The sequence below is a fragment of the Nostoc sp. UHCC 0251 genome (assembly GCF_034932245.1).
In the GTDB taxonomy this organism is placed as follows: Bacteria; Cyanobacteriota; Cyanobacteriia; order Cyanobacteriales; family Nostocaceae; genus Nostoc.
This window is the reverse complement of record NZ_JAYGHD010000063.1, coordinates 1-21,270: the sequence shown is the minus strand read 5'-3', so window position 1 is coordinate 21,270 and position 21,270 is coordinate 1. Positions and strand designations below refer to the sequence as shown.

General features: G+C 43.0%; 20 protein-coding genes and 1 pseudogene. 8 read left to right on the top strand and 13 right to left on the bottom strand.

What is annotated here, in order from left to right:
• Window positions 1-126 precede the first annotated feature (126 nt).
• Both VB740_RS10245 and VB740_RS10240 read left to right on the top strand, forming a co-directional pair.
• A pseudogene (locus VB740_RS10245) lies at window positions 127-1,391 on the top strand (MFS transporter).
• 13 nt (window positions 1,392-1,404) lie between these two features.
• On the top strand, window positions 1,405-2,364 hold the full coding sequence (locus tag VB740_RS10240; protein WP_323199916.1) for an N-acetylglucosamine kinase: 960 nt from the start codon (window positions 1,405-1,407) through the stop codon (window positions 2,362-2,364).
• 26 nt (window positions 2,365-2,390) lie between these two features.
• Here the strand turns inward: VB740_RS10240 and VB740_RS10235 are convergent, their stop codons facing one another.
• Both VB740_RS10235 and VB740_RS10230 read right to left on the bottom strand, forming a co-directional pair.
• Entirely contained in the window at window positions 2,391-3,131 is a 741-nt protein-coding gene (locus VB740_RS10235) for a dienelactone hydrolase family protein (RefSeq protein ID WP_323199915.1), read from the bottom strand.
• 903 nt (window positions 3,132-4,034) lie between these two features.
• Window positions 4,035-5,306, bottom strand: a complete 1,272-nt coding sequence (locus tag VB740_RS10230; protein ID WP_323199914.1) for an FGGY-family carbohydrate kinase — start codon at window positions 5,304-5,306, stop codon at window positions 4,035-4,037.
• A 199-nt stretch (window positions 5,307-5,505) separates the two neighbouring features.
• Here VB740_RS10230 and psaM point away from each other — a divergent pair, with 199 nt between their 5' ends.
• Together psaM and VB740_RS10220 are read left to right on the top strand one after the other, a co-directional pair.
• Window positions 5,506-5,595, top strand: coding sequence for a photosystem I reaction center subunit XII (gene psaM / locus VB740_RS10225; protein ID WP_040630342.1), 90 nt, complete (start codon window positions 5,506-5,508; stop codon window positions 5,593-5,595).
• 406 nt (window positions 5,596-6,001) lie between these two features.
• A complete protein-coding gene (locus tag VB740_RS10220; protein WP_323199913.1) occupies window positions 6,002-6,412 on the top strand; it encodes a hypothetical protein in 411 nt (136 codons plus the stop codon).
• A gap of 218 nt (window positions 6,413-6,630) precedes the next feature.
• Here the strand turns inward: VB740_RS10220 and VB740_RS10215 are convergent, their stop codons facing one another.
• Window positions 6,631-7,356, bottom strand: coding sequence for a tetratricopeptide repeat protein (locus VB740_RS10215; protein ID WP_323199912.1), 726 nt, complete (start codon window positions 7,354-7,356; stop codon window positions 6,631-6,633).
• A gap of 327 nt (window positions 7,357-7,683) precedes the next feature.
• Entirely contained in the window at window positions 7,684-7,902 is a 219-nt protein-coding gene (locus tag VB740_RS10210; RefSeq protein WP_323199911.1) for a hypothetical protein, read from the bottom strand.
• 25 nt (window positions 7,903-7,927) lie between these two features.
• Here VB740_RS10210 and VB740_RS10205 point away from each other — a divergent pair, with 25 nt between their 5' ends.
• Together VB740_RS10205 and VB740_RS10200 are read left to right on the top strand one after the other, a co-directional pair.
• Window positions 7,928-8,392, top strand: a complete 465-nt coding sequence (locus tag VB740_RS10205) for a hypothetical protein (protein ID WP_323199910.1) — start codon at window positions 7,928-7,930, stop codon at window positions 8,390-8,392.
• 7 nt (window positions 8,393-8,399) lie between these two features.
• Window positions 8,400-8,957 (top strand): glutathione S-transferase family protein, encoded by a 558-nt coding sequence (locus VB740_RS10200; RefSeq protein WP_323199909.1) that lies wholly within the window; start codon window positions 8,400-8,402, stop codon window positions 8,955-8,957.
• Window positions 8,958-9,049: 92 nt separating this feature from the next.
• Here VB740_RS10200 and VB740_RS10195 read toward each other — a convergent pair whose 3' ends face one another.
• The 4 genes from VB740_RS10195 to VB740_RS10180 form a co-directional block, all read right to left on the bottom strand.
• Window positions 9,050-9,541: a YajQ family cyclic di-GMP-binding protein gene (locus VB740_RS10195; protein WP_190728108.1), complete on the bottom strand. Its 492-nt coding sequence runs from the start codon at window positions 9,539-9,541 to the stop codon at window positions 9,050-9,052.
• Between the two features lie 151 nt (window positions 9,542-9,692).
• A complete protein-coding gene (locus VB740_RS10190) occupies window positions 9,693-10,091 on the bottom strand; it encodes an MAPEG family protein (RefSeq protein ID WP_323199908.1) in 399 nt (132 codons plus the stop codon).
• An 87-nt stretch (window positions 10,092-10,178) separates the two neighbouring features.
• The gene (locus VB740_RS10185) at window positions 10,179-10,682 is read right to left on the bottom strand and encodes a hypothetical protein (protein ID WP_041565591.1); all 504 of its coding nucleotides are present in this window, start codon (window positions 10,680-10,682) and stop codon (window positions 10,179-10,181) included.
• Between the two features lie 84 nt (window positions 10,683-10,766).
• Complete coding sequence (locus VB740_RS10180) at window positions 10,767-11,312, bottom strand: PadR family transcriptional regulator (protein ID WP_323199907.1); 546 nt, start codon at window positions 11,310-11,312, stop codon at window positions 10,767-10,769.
• A gap of 95 nt (window positions 11,313-11,407) precedes the next feature.
• On the opposite strand from VB740_RS10180, the gene VB740_RS10175 reads away from it, so the two are divergent.
• The gene (locus tag VB740_RS10175) at window positions 11,408-11,923 is read left to right on the top strand and encodes a DUF4188 domain-containing protein (RefSeq protein ID WP_323199906.1); all 516 of its coding nucleotides are present in this window, start codon (window positions 11,408-11,410) and stop codon (window positions 11,921-11,923) included.
• Window positions 11,924-11,964: 41 nt separating this feature from the next.
• Here the strand turns inward: VB740_RS10175 and VB740_RS10170 are convergent, their stop codons facing one another.
• Window positions 11,965-13,059 (bottom strand): phosphotransacetylase family protein, encoded by a 1,095-nt coding sequence (locus VB740_RS10170; RefSeq protein WP_323199905.1) that lies wholly within the window; start codon window positions 13,057-13,059, stop codon window positions 11,965-11,967.
• 487 nt (window positions 13,060-13,546) lie between these two features.
• On the opposite strand from VB740_RS10170, the gene VB740_RS10165 reads away from it, so the two are divergent.
• Window positions 13,547-14,401, top strand: coding sequence for an aldo/keto reductase (locus tag VB740_RS10165; protein WP_323199904.1), 855 nt, complete (start codon window positions 13,547-13,549; stop codon window positions 14,399-14,401).
• A gap of 365 nt (window positions 14,402-14,766) precedes the next feature.
• On the opposite strand, the gene VB740_RS10160 is transcribed toward VB740_RS10165, so the two are convergent.
• The 4 genes from VB740_RS10160 to VB740_RS10145 all read right to left on the bottom strand — a co-directional run bounded on the left by VB740_RS10160 (window position 14,767) and on the right by VB740_RS10145 (window position 20,914).
• Complete coding sequence (locus tag VB740_RS10160; protein WP_323199903.1) at window positions 14,767-15,144, bottom strand: response regulator; 378 nt, start codon at window positions 15,142-15,144, stop codon at window positions 14,767-14,769.
• An 89-nt stretch (window positions 15,145-15,233) separates the two neighbouring features.
• Window positions 15,234-18,605 carry a PAS domain S-box protein gene (locus tag VB740_RS10155; RefSeq protein WP_323199902.1) on the bottom strand — a complete coding sequence of 1,124 codons (3,372 nt, stop codon included), beginning with the start codon at window positions 18,603-18,605 and terminating at the stop codon, window positions 15,234-15,236.
• Between the two features lie 13 nt (window positions 18,606-18,618).
• Window positions 18,619-20,583 carry an ATP-binding protein gene (locus VB740_RS10150; RefSeq protein WP_323199901.1) on the bottom strand — a complete coding sequence of 655 codons (1,965 nt, stop codon included), beginning with the start codon at window positions 20,581-20,583 and terminating at the stop codon, window positions 18,619-18,621.
• Complete coding sequence (locus VB740_RS10145) at window positions 20,570-20,914, bottom strand: hypothetical protein (protein ID WP_323199900.1); 345 nt, start codon at window positions 20,912-20,914, stop codon at window positions 20,570-20,572. The genes VB740_RS10150 and VB740_RS10145 overlap by 14 nt, the downstream gene beginning before the upstream one ends.
• Between the last annotated feature and the right edge of the window lie 356 nt (window positions 20,915-21,270).

The following is a 21,270-nucleotide window of genomic DNA, read 5'->3' as shown; positions in this document are numbered from 1 at the left end:
TTTTCAGTATTTATATATCTTAACATACCGGACTTTTTTGATGCCTATCTACTTATCCTAGAAAAAAGCGATGTCTACGATGGTCACTGAGCTTGTGGAAGTGCGGGCTACGCCTACGCTAAATTCATGAAAAATCAAACAGCCTCTCCTTGGACTTTTATCCCCACCTTATATTTCACCTCCGGCATACCTTACGTTATCATCAACACAGTTTCCGTAATCTTTTACAAAAAACTCGGAATAGATAATACTCAAATCGCCTTGTGGACAAGTTTTCTCTATCTACCTTGGGTGCTCAAAATGTTTTGGGGCCCAGTTGTCGATATTTACTCTACCAAGCGCAAATGGATACTTTATACCCAATTTGCCATGTTCTGCTGCTTGGGTTTAATAGCATTCTCCTTACAACTGCCAAATTTCTTTTTCATCTCCCTTGCAACATTAACAATAGGAGCATTTATTTCTGCAACTTATGACATTGCTACAGACGGCTTCTATCTCCTTGCCTTATCTCCAGAACAACAAGCCTTTTTTGTTGGTATTCGCTCACTGTTTTATCGAATGGCTGTTATCTTCGGTTCAGGAATATTAGTAGTCTTAGCGGGTCAGCTTGAAGTATCTCTCAACAACATTCCTTTAAGCTGGACTATAGCTATTGGCTTTTCAGCTTTAATTTTAGCAATTATGTTTATTTCGCATCGCCTAATTTTACCCTTACCTGAATTAGATAAACAACGACAAATACAAGCTAGGGAAAATATACCTTTTTGGTCAATTATTAGCTCATATTTTGCTCAGGATAAAATTATCAATATTTTAGCATTTATCTTGCTCTACAGACTTGGCGAAGCAATGCTTGTTAAAATAGCCTCTTTATTTTTATTGGACAAACCAGAAGTAGGTGGTTTAGGGCTATCAACATCAGATGTCGGATTAGTCTATGGGACATTCGGAGTAATATCTCTGATTTGTGGAGGAATTTTAGGAGGTTTGCTCATATCTAGATATGGATTAAAAAAATGTTTATTTCCTATGGCTTTGGCATTAAACTTGCCTGATATATTTTATGTGTACATGGCTTACACTAAACCTTCGCTAACTTTAGTGTATCCCTTGGTTTCCTTAGAGCAATTTGGGTATGGGTTTGGATTTACAGCTTTTAGTGTTTATTTAATGTATATTTGCCAAGGCGAATATAAAACTTCTCATTTTGCCATATCCACTGGCATTATGGCTTTAGGAATGATGTTACCAGGTTTAATTAGCGGTTATCTGCAAAAAGCATTAGGCTATCCATTATTTTTTATATTGGTTTGTTTGCTGACGATTCCTGGAATGATTGCTCTGTTTTTATACCTTTAAAAGAAGAACCGAAGCGTCAGAATAATTAATATTCTTACCGTTATGAGTTATGTTTTGGGAATAGATGGCGGCGGTAGCAAGACTATTTGTGTCTTGATGGATGATTTTTGTCAAGTGTTAGGTCGTGGTGAAGCAGGCCCATCTAATTATCAGAGTATAGGGATAGAAGCTGCTCTCCAATCTATTCAATCTGCAATTCACAATGCGGTTGAGGCAGCAATAATTGCAAGTAATTTAAAGATTCACGCGATATGTCTGGGTTTAGCGGGGGTAGGTCGCGCAGCAGATATCGAAGTAGTAAAAGGCTTAGTTCAAGAATTGCAAAATAATAAATATCTGCCTATTATTTGGGAATTACAGCCAGCAAATATTGTAATTTGTAACGATGCTTTAATTGCTTTAGTTGGTGGAATTGGTCAGCCTGTAGGAATTGTGGTTGCAGTAGGCACTGGTTCGATAGTTTTCGGGCAAAATCATCAAGGAGATACCAAACGAGTTGGCGGCTGGGGGTATATTTTAGGTGATGAAGGTAGCGCTTATAAAATTGCGATCGCAGGCATGAACGCAGCATTAAAATCTTATGATGGACGGGAAATATCAACGAGTTTGCTAGATGGTTTCAAACAGCATCTTGATTTGGAAAGTATAGAAGATTTAATAGAAGTAGTATATCGCCGAGAATGGGGAGTTAAACAGATAGCTGCTTTAGCACCAGTTGTAGATTTTGCCGCAGCGTCAGGTGATATAGTAGCAAATATTATAATTGATGATGCTGTAAAAGAGTTAGTAAAAGCCACATCTAAAGTAATTGATGCAATTTTTACTGCCGACTCAGTTTTAGAAGTAGTCACAACAGGAAGTGTCTGGCGCGGTAGATGCAAGATCCATGAAAGATTTGCAGCGTCTCTTGTTAAGAAATTTCCTAATGTAAGGGTAATTTTTCCGAGGTATGAACCTGCTTATGGTGCTGGTTTGTTAGCATTGCAGACAACTCAAAATTGACGCGAAGAAAGCAATAATATAAGTTTTCACTCTGCGAATATGCGCCCCAAAAAAGTTACTATTTCAGACCAAGCTGCGGTGGTAGCACTAGAATCATAACGATAACCGTCGTCGCGCATGAAGGTATGTTCTGCTTCATACAAGAAAACTTGGTGAGGGATGTTAGCATTCTCAATTGCTTTGATTATGGTTTGGCGATCGCTATCTGGTATATGAGGGTCAAGAGTACCAAACACCATTAGCATCTCGCCTTTGATTTCACTTACCCTTTGGATTGTATCAGCTACCTCTTTACCCAGTTTACCACTGGGAATACCAGTAGGGTAACAGCAGACACAAGCCCTAATTTCGTTTTGAAATGCTGCGCGGAATGCTAAATGTCCACCAATACAAAAGCCTAAAGTGCCTATTTGATTTGGAGAAACCGCACTCTCTGTTTTCAGAAGTTCAATCACAGCAAGGCAATCGGCATCATAATCAGCTACGGAGGTTCGACGCGCATCGTCATTACCCCGCATCCGTCCCAGATCGTCTGGCTCAATTACTAAACCAACTGGCTCTATTCGGTGAAAAATTTCTGGGGCTGCTACTACATAGCCGTATCCTGCTAAGTAGTTAGCTAGACGAATCATTGGATCGCCTAACTGATAAATATCACTGTAGAAGACAATACCAGGGTATTTTCCTGCTGCTTTGGGAGCCGCTACATAAACACGCATTAAGCTGCCATCTACTCTTAACTCAACGTTGCGCTTAGTGATTTGCACTTTTTTGTCTCCGTGTTACGCTTGCTGTCATTAGCTTCTACACTATAGCGCCGCAGCATCCGGTTACTTTCAACCCACAATTTAGCGTTCTTTTATCAATGCAAAGTTTGTCGCGATCGCCTTAATATACTAAGCATTTCTTCTCTTTGTGTCCTCTGCGCCTCTGCGGTAGCCTGCGACAAGCCGATGCAGCGTCTACGTTAAAAAAATAAAAAGTTTTAGCCTTAAACCTCATCTAAGTTGAGAACCGTAGTTTTCGCCCTCACCCTAAATCCCTCTCCCATATCTGGGAGAGGGACTTTGAAATTCTAGCTCCCCGAATCCCAGATATGGGGGATAGGTTGGGGAATGAGGGCAAATCTTTTTCAAAAGAGTTGAACTACAGGTTTCAAGATAGACGTGGTTTAGGGACTTCCAAATAAAAAAATATTCAATTAACTCTTGTGGGGTGGGCATCTCGCCCGCCCAGTCCATAAGGCAGGCAAGATGCCCACCCCACAATATTGGATAATTTATTTCTTGGAGTTCCCTTAACCCAAACGTATCCTGACTTTTCACGGTATCTGAAAACCTCTCTCTAAATCTCTCTCCTAAAAGGAGAGAGACTTTGAGTTTTCCCCCTTCCCGTGTCGGGAAGGGGGTTAGGGGGTTAGGTTTTCGTAGACTTTTCCACATAACGTGAAAAGTTAGAAACGTATCCCCTCAGAATTCACACCAATAATTAGTAAAGGGGACAGATGACATTCGCTTGCTGCGAATCACCCATCCCCGAATAGCTGCCCAGATCATGAACCTGGAATCTATAGTCCGGTATCTAATAATCACAGTATCGGCCGAGATATGTAGATTGTCACTGGGATAGATACTGATTTACGAAATACTTACGAAAAGATTGTTACACAATTACTCTTGTTCACCCTTAATTCCGCCTCCCATAGCCAACAGCGCCGTTCCATAAGCTGCTTCTGTGTACACTGACGCGACTACAGGAACCTGCAAATGACGCGCCCTAATCGCAGTCCAAGTGTCATTCGCCGCACCACCGCCAGCAGTATAAACACGGCTCAACTTGTCTGCGCCCATTTGCTGTAATAATTCATACCCTCGCGCTTCTATGCGGGCAATACTTTCTAACAACCCATGTAAAAATTCCACTGGGTTATCTGGGCGTGGTGACAAACGTGGCGGTAAATTAGGATCGTTAATCGGAAAGCGATCGCCTACCTTCAACAACGGATAATAATCTAACTCGCTCGCTTTTGATGCATCAATCTTCCGGCTAAGGCTTTCTAACTCAGCATTTGTGAAAAATTGCTTTAGTACTGCACCTCCAGTATTAGAAGCACCACCAGTCAGCCACAAATCACCCAGGCGATGGCTGTAAATCCCATATCTGGCATCTTCTTGCCGGGTACGACTTAACAACTTTAGTACTAACGTTGAACCAAGGGAAGTCACGGCTTCACCAGGTAATTTTGCCCCACTGGCGAGAAAAGCCGCAATACTATCAGTTGTACCTGCACACACCAGACAATCACGGCGGAAACCAAACTTATCGGCAATTTCAGGACGCAATTGGGCAATCGGAGTACCAGGAGGTAAAACTTTGGGTAGCTGAATCGGTATTTGTAAATTTTCTAGCCATTGTGGGTATTTCAACTCTTCCACGTCATAACCCAGCTTTAAAGCATTATGGTAATCGCTAATCCCCAACTGTCCATGTAGCAGAAACGCCAGCCAATCTGCTTGATGCAAGAAGTATCTAGCTTCACTAAAAGAGGGTTGTTGCCTCATCCACAAAAGTTTAGCGAGGCTGGAGGTGGCACTCAACACGGTATGATTGGGGGGTGCGATACTCCTCAAATGCTCTAACACCAATGATCCCCGCGCATCGTTGTACAGCAATGGTGCATCTGTTGGATTGCCAGCCGCATCGACCAGTAAGACGGTGGAAGAAGTACCATTAATTGCGATCGCTTTAATTTCTCCCCGCAATTGGTCAGGTATTTGTTCCAGCAGCATAAACAAAGCCTCCTGCCAAATTTTTGGCGTAACGGCGGCTGGTGAGTCCTGGAAGGGATATCGTACCTCAGCCTGGATACAAGAAGCTTTATCGTCAATCACTACACCGCGTGCGCCAGATGTGCCGAAGTCGATACCCAAATATAAATTCATATTTTTATAAATTTTTTTAATGGAAAATAATTAATGGCTACTGATTAATAACTGCTTTTGTTGCATCTTGTAACAAGATATTCCACAATCTTGGCAAAACAAGGAAAAGTAGTAAACGAACTGTTCAAAATCTATTCAGTTTAGGAGGTTTTCAGCCATGCCTATCTTAGATACTCTGTACATCGCTCAGATATCTTCTATCTCAGATACTCAAGTCTACATCGCTCTAGTTGTGGCATTGATTCCAGGAGTTCTAGCTTGGCGATTAGCCACAGAACTTTACAAATAACGGTACGATGTGACACAGTTAAAAAGCTAATAACCCTGGCAGTACGGGGTGCAATTTCTAGATGTTTGTGGTTTTATCCCATAAGTAGCTAAGAAAATAGCACTTACGTAAGCCAGGTTATTTTTTAACCAGTGCGACACTTGTAGCTATTTCAAAAAAATGAAGTAATATGACAGCTAAATCAAGCATTCAAGAGTGCTGAGTGCTGAGTGCTGAGTGCCCAGGAAGAAGTAATAAGTAAAAAGTAGTACTTATGAATCTTCCCACTTTAAGCCGAGGCACTAGCTACTCTGAACTGATTTGATGCTGAGTGTGATTAGTGATTTTTTTACTCAGCACTCATAACTCAGCACTCAGCACTCTTCATAGTGCTTTCCTTCACCAAGCGAGGTTATTTTTTAGCATCATGAACGCGATTCAACCCTCCAGACCACCGTTACAACCTATACAAAAACGCCGGGTCATTTCTCGGCCAAAGCGGCATCTTCGTCAACGTTCTTACCAGGTGATGGCAGTGGAAAGCACAGCCAAAATAGCTGTTAATCTCGTCATTACAGCCGTTGCAGCATCTGCTTTAGCACAACTTTTGCCTTATCATTGGTCACAGCAAGTAAAGTTGCGCGAAATTAGTACTGAAGTCAAGCTGATGGAAGGACATGTCAATGGTTTGCAGGCTGAATTTAGCCGTAACTTCGATCCTCAGCAAACCAAAAGTATTATGCAACAACAGGGATACCGATTTGATCCTAGCCAGCGTCGGGTCGTGTTGATGAATCCGGATCGCCGAGAAAATGAACAAACAGAGTCATTACCCTAAGACAAATCGCAAATTTGGGATTATTTAGGTTTCTTGTGATTCTGGCTACGTATAAACTGGGTGTTAATTTATATTATTGCTAATAAATAATGGTTAATCGCTAATTTTAAATAACTATATAGTTATCATTCATTAGTCATTAACGATACAGGGTCAGCAAACTTTAATTCAAAATTTAATAATTTATTTTGAATTTTGAATCCCACAGAAGAACTAATCTACCAAATAGGACGCTCAGGAAATAACAAATCATTTAGCCAATTTTCGATTTGTAAACGCAAGCGAGAACCAATAACATCCCTAGTTGTTTCAATAGAGGGCAGTTGAGTAAGGGCGCGACGATAATCAGCGATCGCACAATTCCAGTCGCCCCAAAGATGGTAAGTCCTGCCGCGTTCAGCCCAGATATGACCTTCTAGCTGACCGAAAAGCAATGCTACCTCAAAATTCTCAATTGCCTCTTCATATTGCCCCAAATCACGCCAGGTAATGCCTCGGTTAATCCATGCCCGAACATGACGAGGATTCAAATTAATAGCTTGATCGTAGTCGGCAAGTGCTGCTGCTAATTCTCCACAAGCTGCGTAGTAATTTGCCCGATTATTATAAGCACTAGCCAAATAGGGATTAAGTTTGAGGGCGGTGTTATAGTCAGAAAGCGCTTTTTGCGTTTTGCCACTTTGAAAATAAATCAGCCCCCGGTTGTTGTAATCAACGGCATTATGGGGATGGCGGAAGATTAGTTGGGTTAAAAGTGCGATCGCCTCAGTATAGTCTCCTTGTTGAGCCAATCTCAAAGCACAAGAACGTAAGCAGCTATCCCCTAAAGTAGATTCGCCACTGTCATTTTTCTTATCTTCTTGCTCTTTATGTATAATATTTAACATAAACTTACATTTGTTATTTTGCTGGTCACCGTCAGCTAAAAATGAGTAAATATTCATCTTTTTCTGGATTCAATCAGTGTTTTCTGGAATAAAATTCTAGTTTTTGCCTGCTGGTAGTTTTACCCTGTGTCTATTTTTAAAGTATTTAGGCTTACCTAGAAGCCATCTCAAGAGAGAATTTAACCTAGTCGCATAAGAGAAATCTACGCCCTAAATACACAATTGATCCTCAAACCTAATCATGAATACTTCATCCCTAGGGTGAATTCCAGAAATAGCAGATGTCAATCTCAAAGGGTAGCACCGCAAGGCGGAAGTCAAAAATCAAAAGTCAAAAGTCAAAAGTATTATGGAATAAGCTCTTTAGGGATTTTAATGGTTGCTCTATTTCCGCCGTGGCGTACTAGTCAAGTAGTAAGAGCGACAAATTGGTAGAATGCCAACAAGCCGTTCTTTAGAGAGGGGATGAGGAAGATGAGGAGGATGAGGAAGCAGGGGAAGCAGGGGAAGCAGGGGAAGAATAATTAATGCCCAGCCCAATGCACCATGCCCCATGCCCCATGCACCATGCCCAATGCCCCATTCCCCATTCCCTAAATTCAATTTTTAAATTTTGAGAAATTTTCCGATGACAACCGCAATTTCCTATCCCAATGCCCCTGATTTAGCAGCCGATGATTACATTGTTATCGGCTTGGCAACCTGCTTCGTCAAAGAAGATGGAGAAGTCTATCAAATCGAAGTTATAGAACCGATTCCCTCTGCGGCTTTGGAAGCGCTGTTAAAGGGCATCCCTACCTCCTACAAGCTGGCTCATGCAACAACTTTGGGATCTGTGCTGGATGGCGATTCACAACTGTTGCCAGATGGCTTCCCAGAGTCGGCTCAGTTTGGAGAAGAATTTGTGCCACGGGCATTTGCAGCAGCTCGTACCTACAAGCGACGTGAATCTGCAAAATCTTTAATTCCCTTAGGTACAAACTACACTGAATTTAAGCATTCCATTGAGCGCAAGCGGGTATTAAATGCCGCTAGAGTTGTCACCAAAGAAGATAACGTTAAACAGCATTCTCATACTCACAAGGTTCTTTAAGTTAATTATGCTAAAACTTTACGGCGGTGCTCGTAGTCGAGCCTCAATTGTTCACTGGTATTTAGAGGAACTAGGAGTTCCCTATGAATTCGTCAAGCTCGATATGCAGGCTGGTGAACACCTCAAACCTGAATATTTGGCAATTAACCCAGTTGGTAAAGTTCCAGCAATTGTTGACGGGGATTTTAAACTTTGGGAATCTGGGGCAATTTTGCTCTATCTTGCCGATAAGTATGGTAAAACTGCCCTTTCACTAGAGGAACGTGCTGTATTTTCCCAGTGGACGTTGTTTGGCAATTCTACCCTGGCTACAGGGATTTTTGTGGAAGCAAATCGGGAGCGAGAAATGCCCCGCTTGTTGACTTTCTTGAATGAGATTCTCGAACGGCAACCTTTTCTACTGGGTAATGAATTTACTGTTGTGGATGTGGCAGTGGGGTCTATTCTGAGTTACATTCCCATCATGCTAAAACTAGACCTCAGCCCCTACCCAGGGGTGTTGAACTATATCAAGCAGTTATCCGAGCGTCCAGCATTTCAAAAAAGTATTGGCGGAGGGGCTTAAAATAATTCGTAATGACGCTCCTGCGTCGCTAACGCTGCGCTAACGTAATTCGTAATTCGTAATTGAATTCTTAACTACGAATTACGAGTGTTTTAACGATAGTTTGTAAATTGCAAAGCTACCGGGTAGTCTTCTTGTTTTAGGCGCTGCATGACTACTTGTAAGTCATCTTTAGATTTGGCAGAAACTCGCACAGCATCCCCTTGGATGGAAGCTTGTACCTTTTTGAATTCGTCTCGAATCAATTTGGAAATTTGTTTGGCGATTTCCTGACTAATGCCTTTTTTGAGTTTGATTTCTTGACGCACGCGATTACCACTAGCTGATTCAACTTTGCCAAAATCAAAGATTTTCTGTGAGAGATTACGCTTGGCGGCTTTTTCCCGCAGAATGTTGTGTACAGAATCTAAGGTAAACTCGCTGTCAGTACTAACGTTAATGCTTTCTTCGACTAACTCGACAGTAGTTTCAGTGTCTTTGAGGTCGTAACGACCTTTGATGTCTCGGATAACTTGATCGACGGCGTTAACCAACTCTTGTCGGTCAAAGTCGCTCACAATGTCAAAGGAAAAAGTAGAAGCCATAAAACATTTTGGATTTTAGATTTTAGATTTTGGATTGGGAATTGGGAAAGAGAAGGCAGAAGTTCTTTAATTTTTATTTCTCCCTCATCTCCCTCATCCTCCCCTGCTCCCTCATCTTCCCACTCCCCACTCCCTACTCCCCACTCCCCAATTAACTACTAGTTTGGATAATGCTCAATAAGATGAGAGTACCAGAGCTAAGAATGCCAATGGCAAACATCAGCGATCGCAAAAGGGGTATATTCAAAATATAAAAAATCGAGTATAGCAAACGGGCTACCACAAAGGCGATCGCAGCCACTTGTCCTGTAGAGGAATTTACACCAGTTACATAAGCCATCAATGCGGCTGCCGCAAACACCATAAACGCTTCAAAGGTGTTCTGATGTGCCCAAGTAGCTCGTTGGGCATAAGGTGGCAATTTATCAAACATGGCGCGAGGAGTAGAAAGCATTTCATACCCAATACGCGCACGGGCATAAGCTACTAGCAAAAATGGCACGTAAATTAGAACGGCAGCAGCAGCGATCGAGTACAAAAAAATTATCATTACTTATTAGTCGTTGGTTATTAGTCATCAGTCATCGGTCATCAGTCATTAGTCAAATACAAATGACAAAAGACAAATGACAAATGACTAATCAAAGTAGAAAAGCGTCACCACTTTTCTTTGTTCTTCTGCATCCTGACAGGTTTGTAACAGGGTGCGACTGTCGTGAAACGCAAAGCAGATTAGTTGCTGGCAACGGGAGACAATCTCCTTGTTGCACAAGTAACTAGCTTCAGCAAGAGACAGATTATCATTACTGGGATTTTCGACTAGATGCATTACCTGTTCGAGTTGCTGGCGTGATTCCAAAGGCTGGCGTTCCAGGCTTTGGGGGAGAATCACCGTCAACAAATTTGCATCAGCCCGTGTTGCTCCCTTAATGGCAGCTGAATTTGTACCTGTAGCACCAGAAGTAATGATTCGATTACCCGATAAAACTAGGGCATATGTCATCATTTCAATAAGATTCTGATGCGTAATCGGCACATGACGAGAACCCAGCAAGGCGATTCTTTTGGAACCCGTTTGCTGGATTGTCGCTAGTTCTTGCGCTAATGTATCTAGGTTAATAAGGTCTGTTGATTGGCTCAAAGATGGAGATAATCAGATTAAACGACCCAGATATTTTACCAAACAGCGTGTAGATGCGAGGAAAACTTGAGTTAAACATTGCTACTAATTTTCGATTGTTTGGTTCAGTAACTCCATTGCTTGGTTACACCAGGCTAGCCAATGTGTTTCGTAACTAATGCCATTTAGGAGAGTCAAGTACTGAAATTTGCCTGATTCTGGCAGTTCTTGCGGGTTCTGAAAGTAACGCTGTTCTAAATTTTTGTACGTAGACAATTTTTTTAGATGGGCTTCTTGGTGATGTTCTAGCTCTGCCAAGATAATTTGCTTAGGAACAATATCACCAGCAAAAATTTTAACCAGTAAATCATCTTTAATCGGTGTGGGTTCACAAGATTGAGCAATCCACTCTTTGAGACGCTGTTCGCCCAAGTCTGTAACGCTGTAGAGTCTTTTATCTGGCCGTCCTGCTTGAAGAATCGACTCGGAACTGATCCATCCTTGATCTTCTAGCTTCGACAACTCCCGATAAATCTGCTGGTGACTTGCTGACCAGAAAAAGCCTACAGAGCCATCAAATCGTTTTGCTAAATCATACCCACTACAGGATGCCTCAACCAGAGCAGCTAATATTGCGTGCGCTAATGCCATAATTTTTAATTCACTACTTGACATATGCAACTAATTGCATAAAGATATTTATATGCAATTAGTTGCATATTAACTTAAACAACAAGGAGCCAGAGATGCCTCAAGTAATACCGGGAAGATTTACAGCCGAGATTGATGAACCCTTTGTTGTGTTTTTGATTGGGATGCGAGTTAATAAATTATTCGCTTTTTCCAAATGGGTTCCCACAGCCAGGGCAATGTCGCCCATGCTACAAAGCCTTAATCAGAATCCTGAAAAAGGGTTTTTAGGAGGAGAAACTTTTGTTTACTGGCGAGGGGTAGGACTGATTCAGTATTGGCGATCGTTCGAGGATTTGGAACGTTTTGCCAAAAATCCAGCCGATGCACATTTAAAAGCTTGGCAAAGGTTTAATCAAGCCATTGGTGCTGATGGCAGTGTTGGCATTTGGCACGAAACTTATTTAATAGAACCGGGAAAATATAAGGCGATTTACGGGAATATGCCTGTCTTTGGATTAGCTGCTGCAACTAAGCACGTCCCAGCTATGGGGCGGAAGGAAATAGCACGCCGTCCCCTGAGAGGTGACGGCGAACCAGCTGTATCCTTAGCAATACAGCCTCCTAACTGATAACTGAGCATTGATGCTCTTAATTGTTTGAGTTGATGAATCTAAGACAATGCCGCTGCCGGAGTTAAACCTAGTTTAGATAACAGGCGGTCAATGTCAAAATGCTCAGACATTAACTGACGAATGCACTGAACCTTAATCGGCTCGTGGAGGCGGACTTGCCCAAAAGTGCGGTCAACAATTTCTACAGTGGTGAGGGTGTCTAAGTCAACAGATAAAATCGGGATTTCTAGTTCCTCAGCGCGACTGAGAATAAACGGTGGCGGTGGTAGTTGCCCGGTGAGAATTAAACATTGGGTAGAAGTTTCCAAAGCAGCTTGCTGAATTTCCACGCGATCGCCTCCTGTTACCACTGCCATATTTCGGCGTTTGCGAAAATACTTCACAGCGGAGTTGACATTCATCGCTCCAATTGCCAGGCTTTCTACCAACAAATCCATGCGATCGCTGCGACAGAGAACATCAGCCTTTAACTGTTTGACCAGTTCGCCAACGCTGACGCTGCGGAGCAAAGCATTGTTCGGCAGCATTGCTAGAACCGGAATCCCTTGGTGTTCCAAAAACGGACGCAAGAGAGTGTTAACCGCTTCTAGTTGGGTGATAGGAATATCATTGATCACAACTCCAATTAAGCTATCACCCACACGCCCTTTAGCAGCCAACAACGCCTCAACCGAAAGCAACGATTTATAGCGGGTTACTAACAGCACACCAGCATCTAATACTTCAGCCATTTGTAGCAAAGACAAGCCAAACAAACTGCCTTCAGAAAAATCACCAGGCCCCTCCAGTAACACCAAATCTCCTCGGGACATTTGCAAATATTGCTGTATTAGGGACTGCTGATAATCGGTTTTGTCTTCCCCTCGTAAGCGCTTTTGCACATTGAGTTCATCCAAAGCCAGCATTGTAGGTGCAACACGGTTTTCCGGCAAATTGAGGCTAAGAGCGATGAATTGGACATCTTCCTCAATTACGGTTCCACTAGACGAATTTAGACACGTACCAAGCGGTTTACCGTAGGTAATATCCAGTCCTTTTTGCTGTAGCTGATGAGACAAACCCAGAACAGTTGCAGATTTACCGCTGTAAGTCTCGGTTGATCCAATCAGCAAATATTTAGGGGATTTTGGCACACATGCACTCCTAATTTCAAAAGTCAGAAGAACCCAGCTAGGTGTTTCCTAATTCTAGTTCCTTCTGGCAAAAGCCTCTCGCTCTCACAAATAAAGGTTTCCCAGAATTAGCTTCTGAATAAGCAGGGGAGACTCTTATGGGTAGGTTCTTCAGATTAGACCAATTTTTTGGGTTTTGGAACCAAAAAGATTGTCTAAAACCTTAAAACTACGTTAAATGACTTTATTTGTTAATAGTAAATACTTCTAAATGTAGATGGCTGGTTGATAGGGAAAGGGATAATGCTGAAAGAGTTGATTTTCTCTGATCAATTACTGGCTAGGAGATTATTTTGATGAAAACCAGAAAACTAGGCAAACTTGGGTTAGAAGTTTCAACTATCGGACTTGGTTGTATGGGAATGTCTGAGTTTTATAGTGGTCGTGATGAAAATGAGGCGATGTCTACGACAAGCCGCTTCGCGTCTACGCTACAATTCATCGAGCATTGGAACTTGGAGTTAAATTTCTTGATACTGCCGATATGTATGGGCCTTTTACTAATGAGCAATTAGTAGGCAAAGCAATTAAAGATCGTCGAGATCGAGTAGTATTAGCAACCAAATTTGGCAATGTCCGCACTGAAGATGGTGGTTGGCAAGGAATTAGCGGCAAACCCGAATATGTCCATCAAGCTTGCGATGCCTCACTCAAACGGCTGGGAGTGGAAGTGATTGACCTCTATTATCAACATCGGGTAGATACAACCGTACCCATTGAGGATACTGTCGGAGCAATGGCGGAGTTAGTTAAGCTTGGAAAAGTTCGTTATTTAGGGCTTTCAGAGGCTGCTCCGGCGACGATTCGGCGGGCTGTGGCAGTTCACCCCATTGCAGCATTGCAAACAGAATACTCTCTTTGGAGTCGAGAGCCAGAGGATGAAATTTTACCTACGGTGCGGGAATTAGGAATTGGGTTTGTTCCCTATAGCCCATTAGGAAGAGGGTTTCTATCAGGTGCGATCGCTAGCCCTGACGATCTAGCACCTGATGACTATCGTAGAAATGCGCCTCGCTTTCAAGGTGAGAATTTTTATAAAAATCTGCAATTAGTTGAGCAAGTGAAGGCAATTGCCACCGAAAAAGGAGTAACTGCTAGTCAGCTTGCACTAGCATGGCTATTGGCTCAAGGAGAAGATATTGTCCCAATTCCTGGTACAAAACGCCGTACCTACTTAGAGGAGAATGTTGCAGCTACCGAAATTACCCTGACTGAAGAAGAGTTGAATCGACTGGAAGCAGTTGCACCAAAAGGTGTAGCAGCAGGTGAGCGCTACCCTGACATGAGTACTGTTAACCGTTGATCCATTAACGAAATGTAACCAGATTTGTGCTGATTGTTCCCAGTAGTGCAACACGGCGGAAATAAACCACCCATTCCAAATCAATGAAATGCTTACGCTGTATTCATTTTTAATTTTTAATTCCGTCTTGCGGTAGTAGTGCGATCGCAGGTGAAAAGCTAAAACTACACAAAATAATTATGTTGTGAATCAAGGTAAGTATGCCATTTTAGGTTTTTATTAATCATTCTTTGATGGTAAATAAACCTGCGCTGTAGGGGCAATAACCTGCCTGCGGGAAGCCTCTACGAGATATATGGTTTTTTAAATCATATATCATTGATATTTACTATTAATTTGTCATCTTTAAAAACATTCATTTTTGCTCAAAATCCCAATACCTGTCTTGATTTTTCAAGTACTTCTTTGGGGCGAAATGGTTTTGTTAGATATAAATCTGCACCAACCTCAATCCCTTTTTGTTTATCAAATTCCTGCCCTTTAGCTGTCAATATCACAATGTAGATGTCAGTCATTTGCAAGTCGTGTTTCACAATGTTACAGACTTGCAGACCATTCATTTTAGGCATCATCACATCGAGAAAAACTAGATTTGGTTTTTCAGTTTTAATTGTTTCGAGAGCTTCTTCTCCATTTCTAGCAGTTAAAAGTTCAACACCCTCGTCTTCTAATGCTTCTAGGGCTTGTTCCATTAAAATCAAGATATTGGGTTCATCGTCAACAATCAGAATTTTCTGGGTCATAAGATTAGGGAGTGGGGAGTGGGGAGTGGGGATTGGAGATTAAAAGAATTCTTTCCTAGTCACCAGTCTCCAATCACCAAATCCAGCGATTATTGTTCAGACAGCATAATAAAAAATACATTTTCCAACTCCTTCTCAAACCGTAGGGTTTTCACCAAATCGGCTTCTTGAGAGAAGATAGAATCGATGATGATCATGTCAGGTTTGGCTGACAAGGCTTTATGGATGCATTCTTGCGGATCGGAGGCTTCAATCACGCTGTATCCTTGAGTTTGCAGTACATCTGATAAGGTTTTTAAGGCTGATGCATTTTTATCTACAACCAATACCTTTTTATTAGAAGTGCCTTGGTAAAGGAGTGAGTCAATTTCGTTGAGGAGTTTCTCTGTGTCAATGGGCTTAGTGAGATAGCGATCAATGCCAATATGATAGCCCCGTTCTTTGTTTTCAATAATTGACAAAATAATGATCGGAATGTCTGAGGTCAGGGGATCATTTTTGAGAACGGCTGCCACATCAAAGCCGTTGATTTGGGGCATCATCACGTCCAAAAGAATCAGATCGGGACGAGCTGTTTTGATTTGATGAATTGCATCCACACCATCTTTCGCTTCCCGAACCTTGTAGCCTTCGTTTTCCAGTTGTTGACGGAGCAGTTCTCGAATATTGGCATCATCATCCACAACCAAGATCGTTTTACAGTTTTGGTTCAGCACAGTGTTTGTGGTGATGACGTGTTCTTTGAGTTGTTTGACTAGCGTATCCAGATTCAGATTAGGAGTGGTTTTTGGATCGCAGGCGTAGGTGGGAATGATGAACGAGAATATGCTGCCGTTACCTGGTTCACTCTCAACCCAGATTCTACCGCCATGATGATCGACGATTTGTTTACAGATGGGCAGTCCTAACCCTGTACCTTTGGGTTTGTCGGTGAGGGTGTCGCCAACTTGGCGGAATTTCTCGAATACTTTCGGCTGGTCTTCAGGTGCAATACCAATGCCTGTGTCGATGACGCTGATGCAAACACCGTCGTTTCCTTGTTTGACGCGGCAGGTGACACAACCAGATTCGGTAAACTTAACGGCATTGGAAATCAGGTTGATTAAAACTTGCAGCAGACGATTGCGATCGCCTACTAGGTGGGGCAGTCCAGGTTCAATCTCGCTGACAAACTGCAAGCCATTAGTTTCAAATAATCCTGCGGTAGCATTGGTTGCCCAATCCAGTAATTCGCTCGGATCAAGGGGCTGCATCTGCCATTCCACCTTACCTGCTTCCATCTTGGCGATGTCCAAAACATCATTAATCAAGGACGTGAGCCGTTCTGCTTCCGACACAATAATGTTGAGATTGTCAGCCACCCGCTTAATGGTTTTCTGAAGCTTACGGTCTTCGGTAGAAATCATTGGGAACACATCGGTTTCCAGCTTTTCTTGAATGATCGACGCAAAACCAAGAACAGAAGTCAGTGGCGTCCGCAGTTCGTGGGAAACTGTTGAGATGAAGTCGGTCTTCATCTGGTCGATTTCCTTTTCTGCGGTCACATCCCGAATCAGCAGTGCTGAACCGAAGCAAGCAGCGGGTTCTGAATCTGCCGTCTTTTTGAAAATAGCGGTTGCCACTGCCTGACCAATGCGTTCCTTGGTCAGTGCAACTTCGGCAGAGAACACCTCTTTGGGATGGGACTGAGTTCGTGCAATTAAGTCTGCTAAACCAGATATCGGTAGTTCTCGGTAGTGACCATTAAGGGCGGTGGCTGTCAATCCATACATGGCTAAAAAGGCAGGATTGAAGTGGGTAATTTGTCCTCTGGTGTCTGCCACTAACAAACCATCTGCTAAGTTATCTAAAATGGCATTTAATCCCTGCGCTTCTGCTAAGGTATTTTGCAAAGCAGCCGTTCGCTCGACAACTCTGGCTTCTAGTTGTTGATTAAGTTGCCGCAGAGCAATTTCTGCTTGTTTGCGGGCAGAAATATCGGTATTAATTTCTAGCATGGCACAGGGCTGACCGGATAAATCTCGTTGCAAAGTCCAGCGGCTCTGAACGGTAATCGGTCTACCATCGCGCGTAATGTGTTCCAGTTCTCCTTCCCAAGTGCCCTCCCGTAGAAACTCTGATAGAATTTCTTCTAAAGGTTTTGGAAAGGTTGATTTTAGAAAAGCGTGAATGTGTTGGTCTTTCACTTCCTCACGCGTCCAACCGTAAAGCCTTTCAGCACCCTGATTCCAGTGATAGATTTTGTCGTTCATGTCGCGGACAATGATGGCATCGCTGGAATGATTCAACATATCGAATAAACGTTGATTTTCAGCTTCTGCCAGCTTGCGATCGTGAATATCAGTACAGGTGCCAATCCATTCTCGAATACTGCCGTCTTCTTCCAGGACGGGGGCACCACAGACAGAGAAGTAGCGGTATGTGCCATCCTTGCCACGCAGCCGATATTCAGTTTGGTAGATACCTCGTTTTGCCACAGCAGCATTCCAAACTTCTGTGGAGTTGGCGCGGTCATCGGGGTGAATTGGATCGATCCAGCCCCAACCTTCAACTTCAGCTTCGCTCTGCCCCGTATAGTCCATCCAGGTGAGCATTTCACTGCTTATTCCCAGTCCTTCTGGGGTAGCTCCCCAGACGATCTGTGAAGTAGCAGTTACTAAGGAGCGATATCGTTCTTGAAGACGCAGATTTTCGGCTTCTGCCAGCTTGCGATCGTGAATATCGGTGCAGGTGCCAATCCACTCTCGAACGCTGCCATCTTCTTCTATGACCGGGGCACCCCAGACCCAAAAGTAACGATAGTTGCCATCCTTGCCACGAATTCGGTATTCAATTTGATACATACTCAGGTTTGCCACGGCAGCACCCCAGACTTCTCCAGTGTAGGTGCGATCGTCAGGATGAACGGCATCAATCCAGCCTCCATTTTCCGCTTCAGCTAGACTTTGACCTGTATAAGCTATCCAGCTTGCCAGTTCAAAGCAAATTCCTTGTGGTGTGCTTACCCAGACAATTTGTGTATTAGCAGTTACCAAAGAGCGGTATCTGGCTTCACTCTGTTTCAGGATTTGTTCATTATGTTGGCGTTCCTGCTGAACGCATCGGAGGTCGCTGATGTCCTCTACACTAGACCAGATCAGTTGTTGCCCATCTTTCTCAATCTTCAATCCAGAAATTCTAACCGGAACCAGATGCCCATCTTTGTGGATTAACTCCTTCTCATAAGGGCCATAGCGACCAGTTTGTTCTAGCTTCTCTAGCGTAGCTTGGTCGGCGATCGCATAGTTTTCCGGAGTAATTTGCCAGTAGTTGAGATTCAGAGTTTCTGGAATAGTACGTCCCAAAATGGCAGCATAGGCGGGATTGATGCTAATTAGCGTCCCATCTATTCGGCATAGTGCTAGCCCAACAGGACATTGTTCAAATAGCTGACTATTGTATTCATCAAGTTGGTTAAACATGATTAAAGTTTCTTTAGTGGTGTATTTGAGTAGGGTTAGAACAACAGAACCAAGACAACAAAGTGGCGTAAAGCTTTAACGAAATTGGGTGGCGTTGGAACATCTGGTAAATTTCATCGGGTGATGCACCTTCCACATTTGGACTGTGCTGTGAAAGTCGCTGAATCAATTGAGTGTGCCGGATCAGCAAATCTGTCGGTTTGAGCATTGGAGCTGTTGATGGAATGAAGCCGTCAGCATCGGGAGTGGGGGATAATTCGGTTGTGGCAGTTGGCGAGGCAGAGGTGCTATTTTGTTCTTCAGCAGCATCTACCAATGCACAATTTATTGGAATCTGAATCCAGAATTCTGTGCCTTCACCTGGTTGAGAACGACACTTGAGCATTCCCCCATGTTTGTCTACAACAATTTGGTAGCTGATTGCCATGCCTAACCCAGTTCCCTTACCAACATCTTTCGTGGTGAAAAAGGGATCGTAAATGCGGTGGATTACTTCCTCCTTCATGCCTGGGCCGTTGTCGGCAATGCGAATCACAACCCACTGTTTGTCAAGTACTTCAGTGCGAATGGTGATTTGTCCCGTAGGGGGGGATATTTCTTCTTCATTCCCCATTCCCTCCTCTAGAGCATCAATGGCATTTGCCAGGATGTTCATAAATACTTGATTCAACTTTCCGGGGTAGCATTCAATCAAGGGAAGTTTGGCATAGTCTTTAACTATTTCAATTTTCGGTCGGCGAATAGCCGCTTTCAGGCGATGGTGAAGAATCATCAGTGTCCCATCGATGCCATCGTGGATGTTGACGGCTTTCATTTCTGCTTCGTCATGGCGGGAGAAGTTTTTCAGGGATTGGACAATTTCTACGATGCGACCTGTGCCCAGTTTCATCGAATCTAGCAGTTTGGGGAGATCCTGCATGATAAATTCCAGGTCGATATTGTCTAACTCTGATTCCAGTTCTGGAGGAGCAACAGGTAGGAATTTCTGATACTTTTCTAATAGGTGCAACAAATCTTGGGCGTATTCAGCAACATACCTTAAATTGCCGTAAATAAAGTTAACCGGGTTGTTGATTTCGTGGGCAACTCCGGCAATGAGTTGCCCTAGACTGGACATTTTTTCGCTTTGGATCAACTGAGTTTGGGCTAATTGCAACTCATGGAGAGCTTGCTGAAGCTTCTGTGTCTGGGCTTTTGCCTGGAGGGCTGCTTGAGTGCTCTGCTCGTAAAGCATAGCTTTGTCAATGGCGATCGCGGTTTGAGAGGCAAAGATACTCACAAGTTTCAGGTGTTCAGCCATGTATGAGTCAGTTTTGGGTGTTCCAATAGCGATCGCTCCCAGTACCCGCTCTTTGGCTCGCAGCGGTACACAAATCATTGCACTAACATTTTTTTGCCCCTCTAATCGAGGATCGGCTTGCACATCATTGATGAGTTCTGCCCGGTTGGATTGTACAATGTTGCCAATAATTCCCTTACCTGGTTCCGGCTGATTGTGGTCAAAAAACACTCCAAATTCGGCAATGATTTCAAATGCAGTTGCATCTGCATTCAGCAGCAGAATCATCCCCGCAGACGATTCAATTAATTGACTCAATTCTTGAAGCACGAGTTGGGCAATCTGTCGCGTATCTAAACTTGTTGTGAGTTGAGTCGAGATATCGTCAAACAAATCAATTTCCTGGTATCGCTCCAGCAATTCTTTGGCGAGTACTTTCTTCTCATCTTCCTGCTTTGCTAGAAATGAGAGCAAAGTAGCAAGTAGAGTTGCCTGTTCTCCCCCAACAACCCAACCGATGATTTCTCCTGACACCTCGATTGGATATCGGTTTTTCGCAGGCTGTTCTCCAATGCTAATTAGTTTTGTGCCGTCTACCAGTTCAATATCAATCGCAATGTTAAACTGGTAGACTAAGTTATGAACTAGAGATGGCACCTCTTTTTTGTTGAGAATCTTTCTGAGGCTAACTGCGGACATGAAACACCTCATTTAGAGCAGGTTGTAAATTTACCGCATTTAAGCCAACCAGGTTATTAATTATATCTGCCGCCTCTGCCGCTAAGTTTTCCAGGACAGATAATTTCTCAATTAGTAGCAGTTGTATTGGTGCAGCCTCTCGTATAGAAAAGAAGCCTAAACAATATTGCAACCCTCTGACTTCTGCCGACGTTCTCTGCGAGACGCTGCGCGAACGCGGACTCGCTACTGCTGTGCTATAATGCCTCCTGCCTTCTTTACCGTAAATATCCATAATCTTTTGGATAAGGAAGCTACGCTTAGTATCTGCGAAAAAGAAAGGAATTTTCATAAAAATCTAGGGATATAGTAATTTACTAATTAAGACTAGTTTTCCCAAAAAGGTGGGCAATATAACAGCGAATTTGAGCAGTAGCAAATATCTTTAAACTCCGTAACAGAAGTATCCTGCGTCTGCGTAACTCGCTGACTTTTTGATAACTTATCAAAAAGCTATAATTTAAGCTTCTCTAATTCTAGAAAAACATAGATTTCAACCTATGGACAATTGATCGAACAATTGGCAATTCGCTTTTTCGCCCATTCGCAATTGCGGACCAAATTGTAAATTAATTAATTCAGGGTACAAGCCCCCACTGAAATCTTCTCTACGAGACGCTGCGCGAATGATTCAGTGGACTCAAATCA

Excerpts from the sequence above, each read along its gene's own strand:
- VB740_RS10240 (WP_323199916.1), top strand. The coding sequence starts at position 1,405 with ATGAGTTATGTTTTGGGAATAGATGGCGGCGGTAGCAAGACTATTTGT.
- VB740_RS10230 (WP_323199914.1), bottom strand. The coding sequence starts at position 5,306 with ATGAATTTATATTTGGGTATCGACTTCGGCACATCTGGCGCACGCGGT.
- VB740_RS10220 (WP_323199913.1), top strand. The coding sequence starts at position 6,002 with ATGAACGCGATTCAACCCTCCAGACCACCGTTACAACCTATACAAAAA.
- VB740_RS10215 (WP_323199912.1), bottom strand. The coding sequence starts at position 7,356 with ATGAATATTTACTCATTTTTAGCTGACGGTGACCAGCAAAATAACAAA.
- VB740_RS10205 (WP_323199910.1), top strand. The coding sequence starts at position 7,928 with ATGACAACCGCAATTTCCTATCCCAATGCCCCTGATTTAGCAGCCGAT.
- VB740_RS10200 (WP_323199909.1), top strand. The coding sequence starts at position 8,400 with ATGCTAAAACTTTACGGCGGTGCTCGTAGTCGAGCCTCAATTGTTCAC.
- VB740_RS10195 (WP_190728108.1), bottom strand. The coding sequence starts at position 9,541 with ATGGCTTCTACTTTTTCCTTTGACATTGTGAGCGACTTTGACCGACAA.
- VB740_RS10190 (WP_323199908.1), bottom strand. The coding sequence starts at position 10,091 with ATGATAATTTTTTTGTACTCGATCGCTGCTGCTGCCGTTCTAATTTAC.
- VB740_RS10180 (WP_323199907.1), bottom strand. The coding sequence starts at position 11,312 with ATGGCATTAGCGCACGCAATATTAGCTGCTCTGGTTGAGGCATCCTGT.
- VB740_RS10175 (WP_323199906.1), top strand. The coding sequence starts at position 11,408 with ATGCCTCAAGTAATACCGGGAAGATTTACAGCCGAGATTGATGAACCC.
- VB740_RS10160 (WP_323199903.1), bottom strand. The coding sequence starts at position 15,144 with ATGACCCAGAAAATTCTGATTGTTGACGATGAACCCAATATCTTGATT.
- VB740_RS10155 (WP_323199902.1), bottom strand. The coding sequence starts at position 18,605 with ATGTTTAACCAACTTGATGAATACAATAGTCAGCTATTTGAACAATGT.
- VB740_RS10150 (WP_323199901.1), bottom strand. The coding sequence starts at position 20,583 with ATGTCCGCAGTTAGCCTCAGAAAGATTCTCAACAAAAAAGAGGTGCCA.
- VB740_RS10145 (WP_323199900.1), bottom strand. The coding sequence starts at position 20,914 with ATGAAAATTCCTTTCTTTTTCGCAGATACTAAGCGTAGCTTCCTTATC.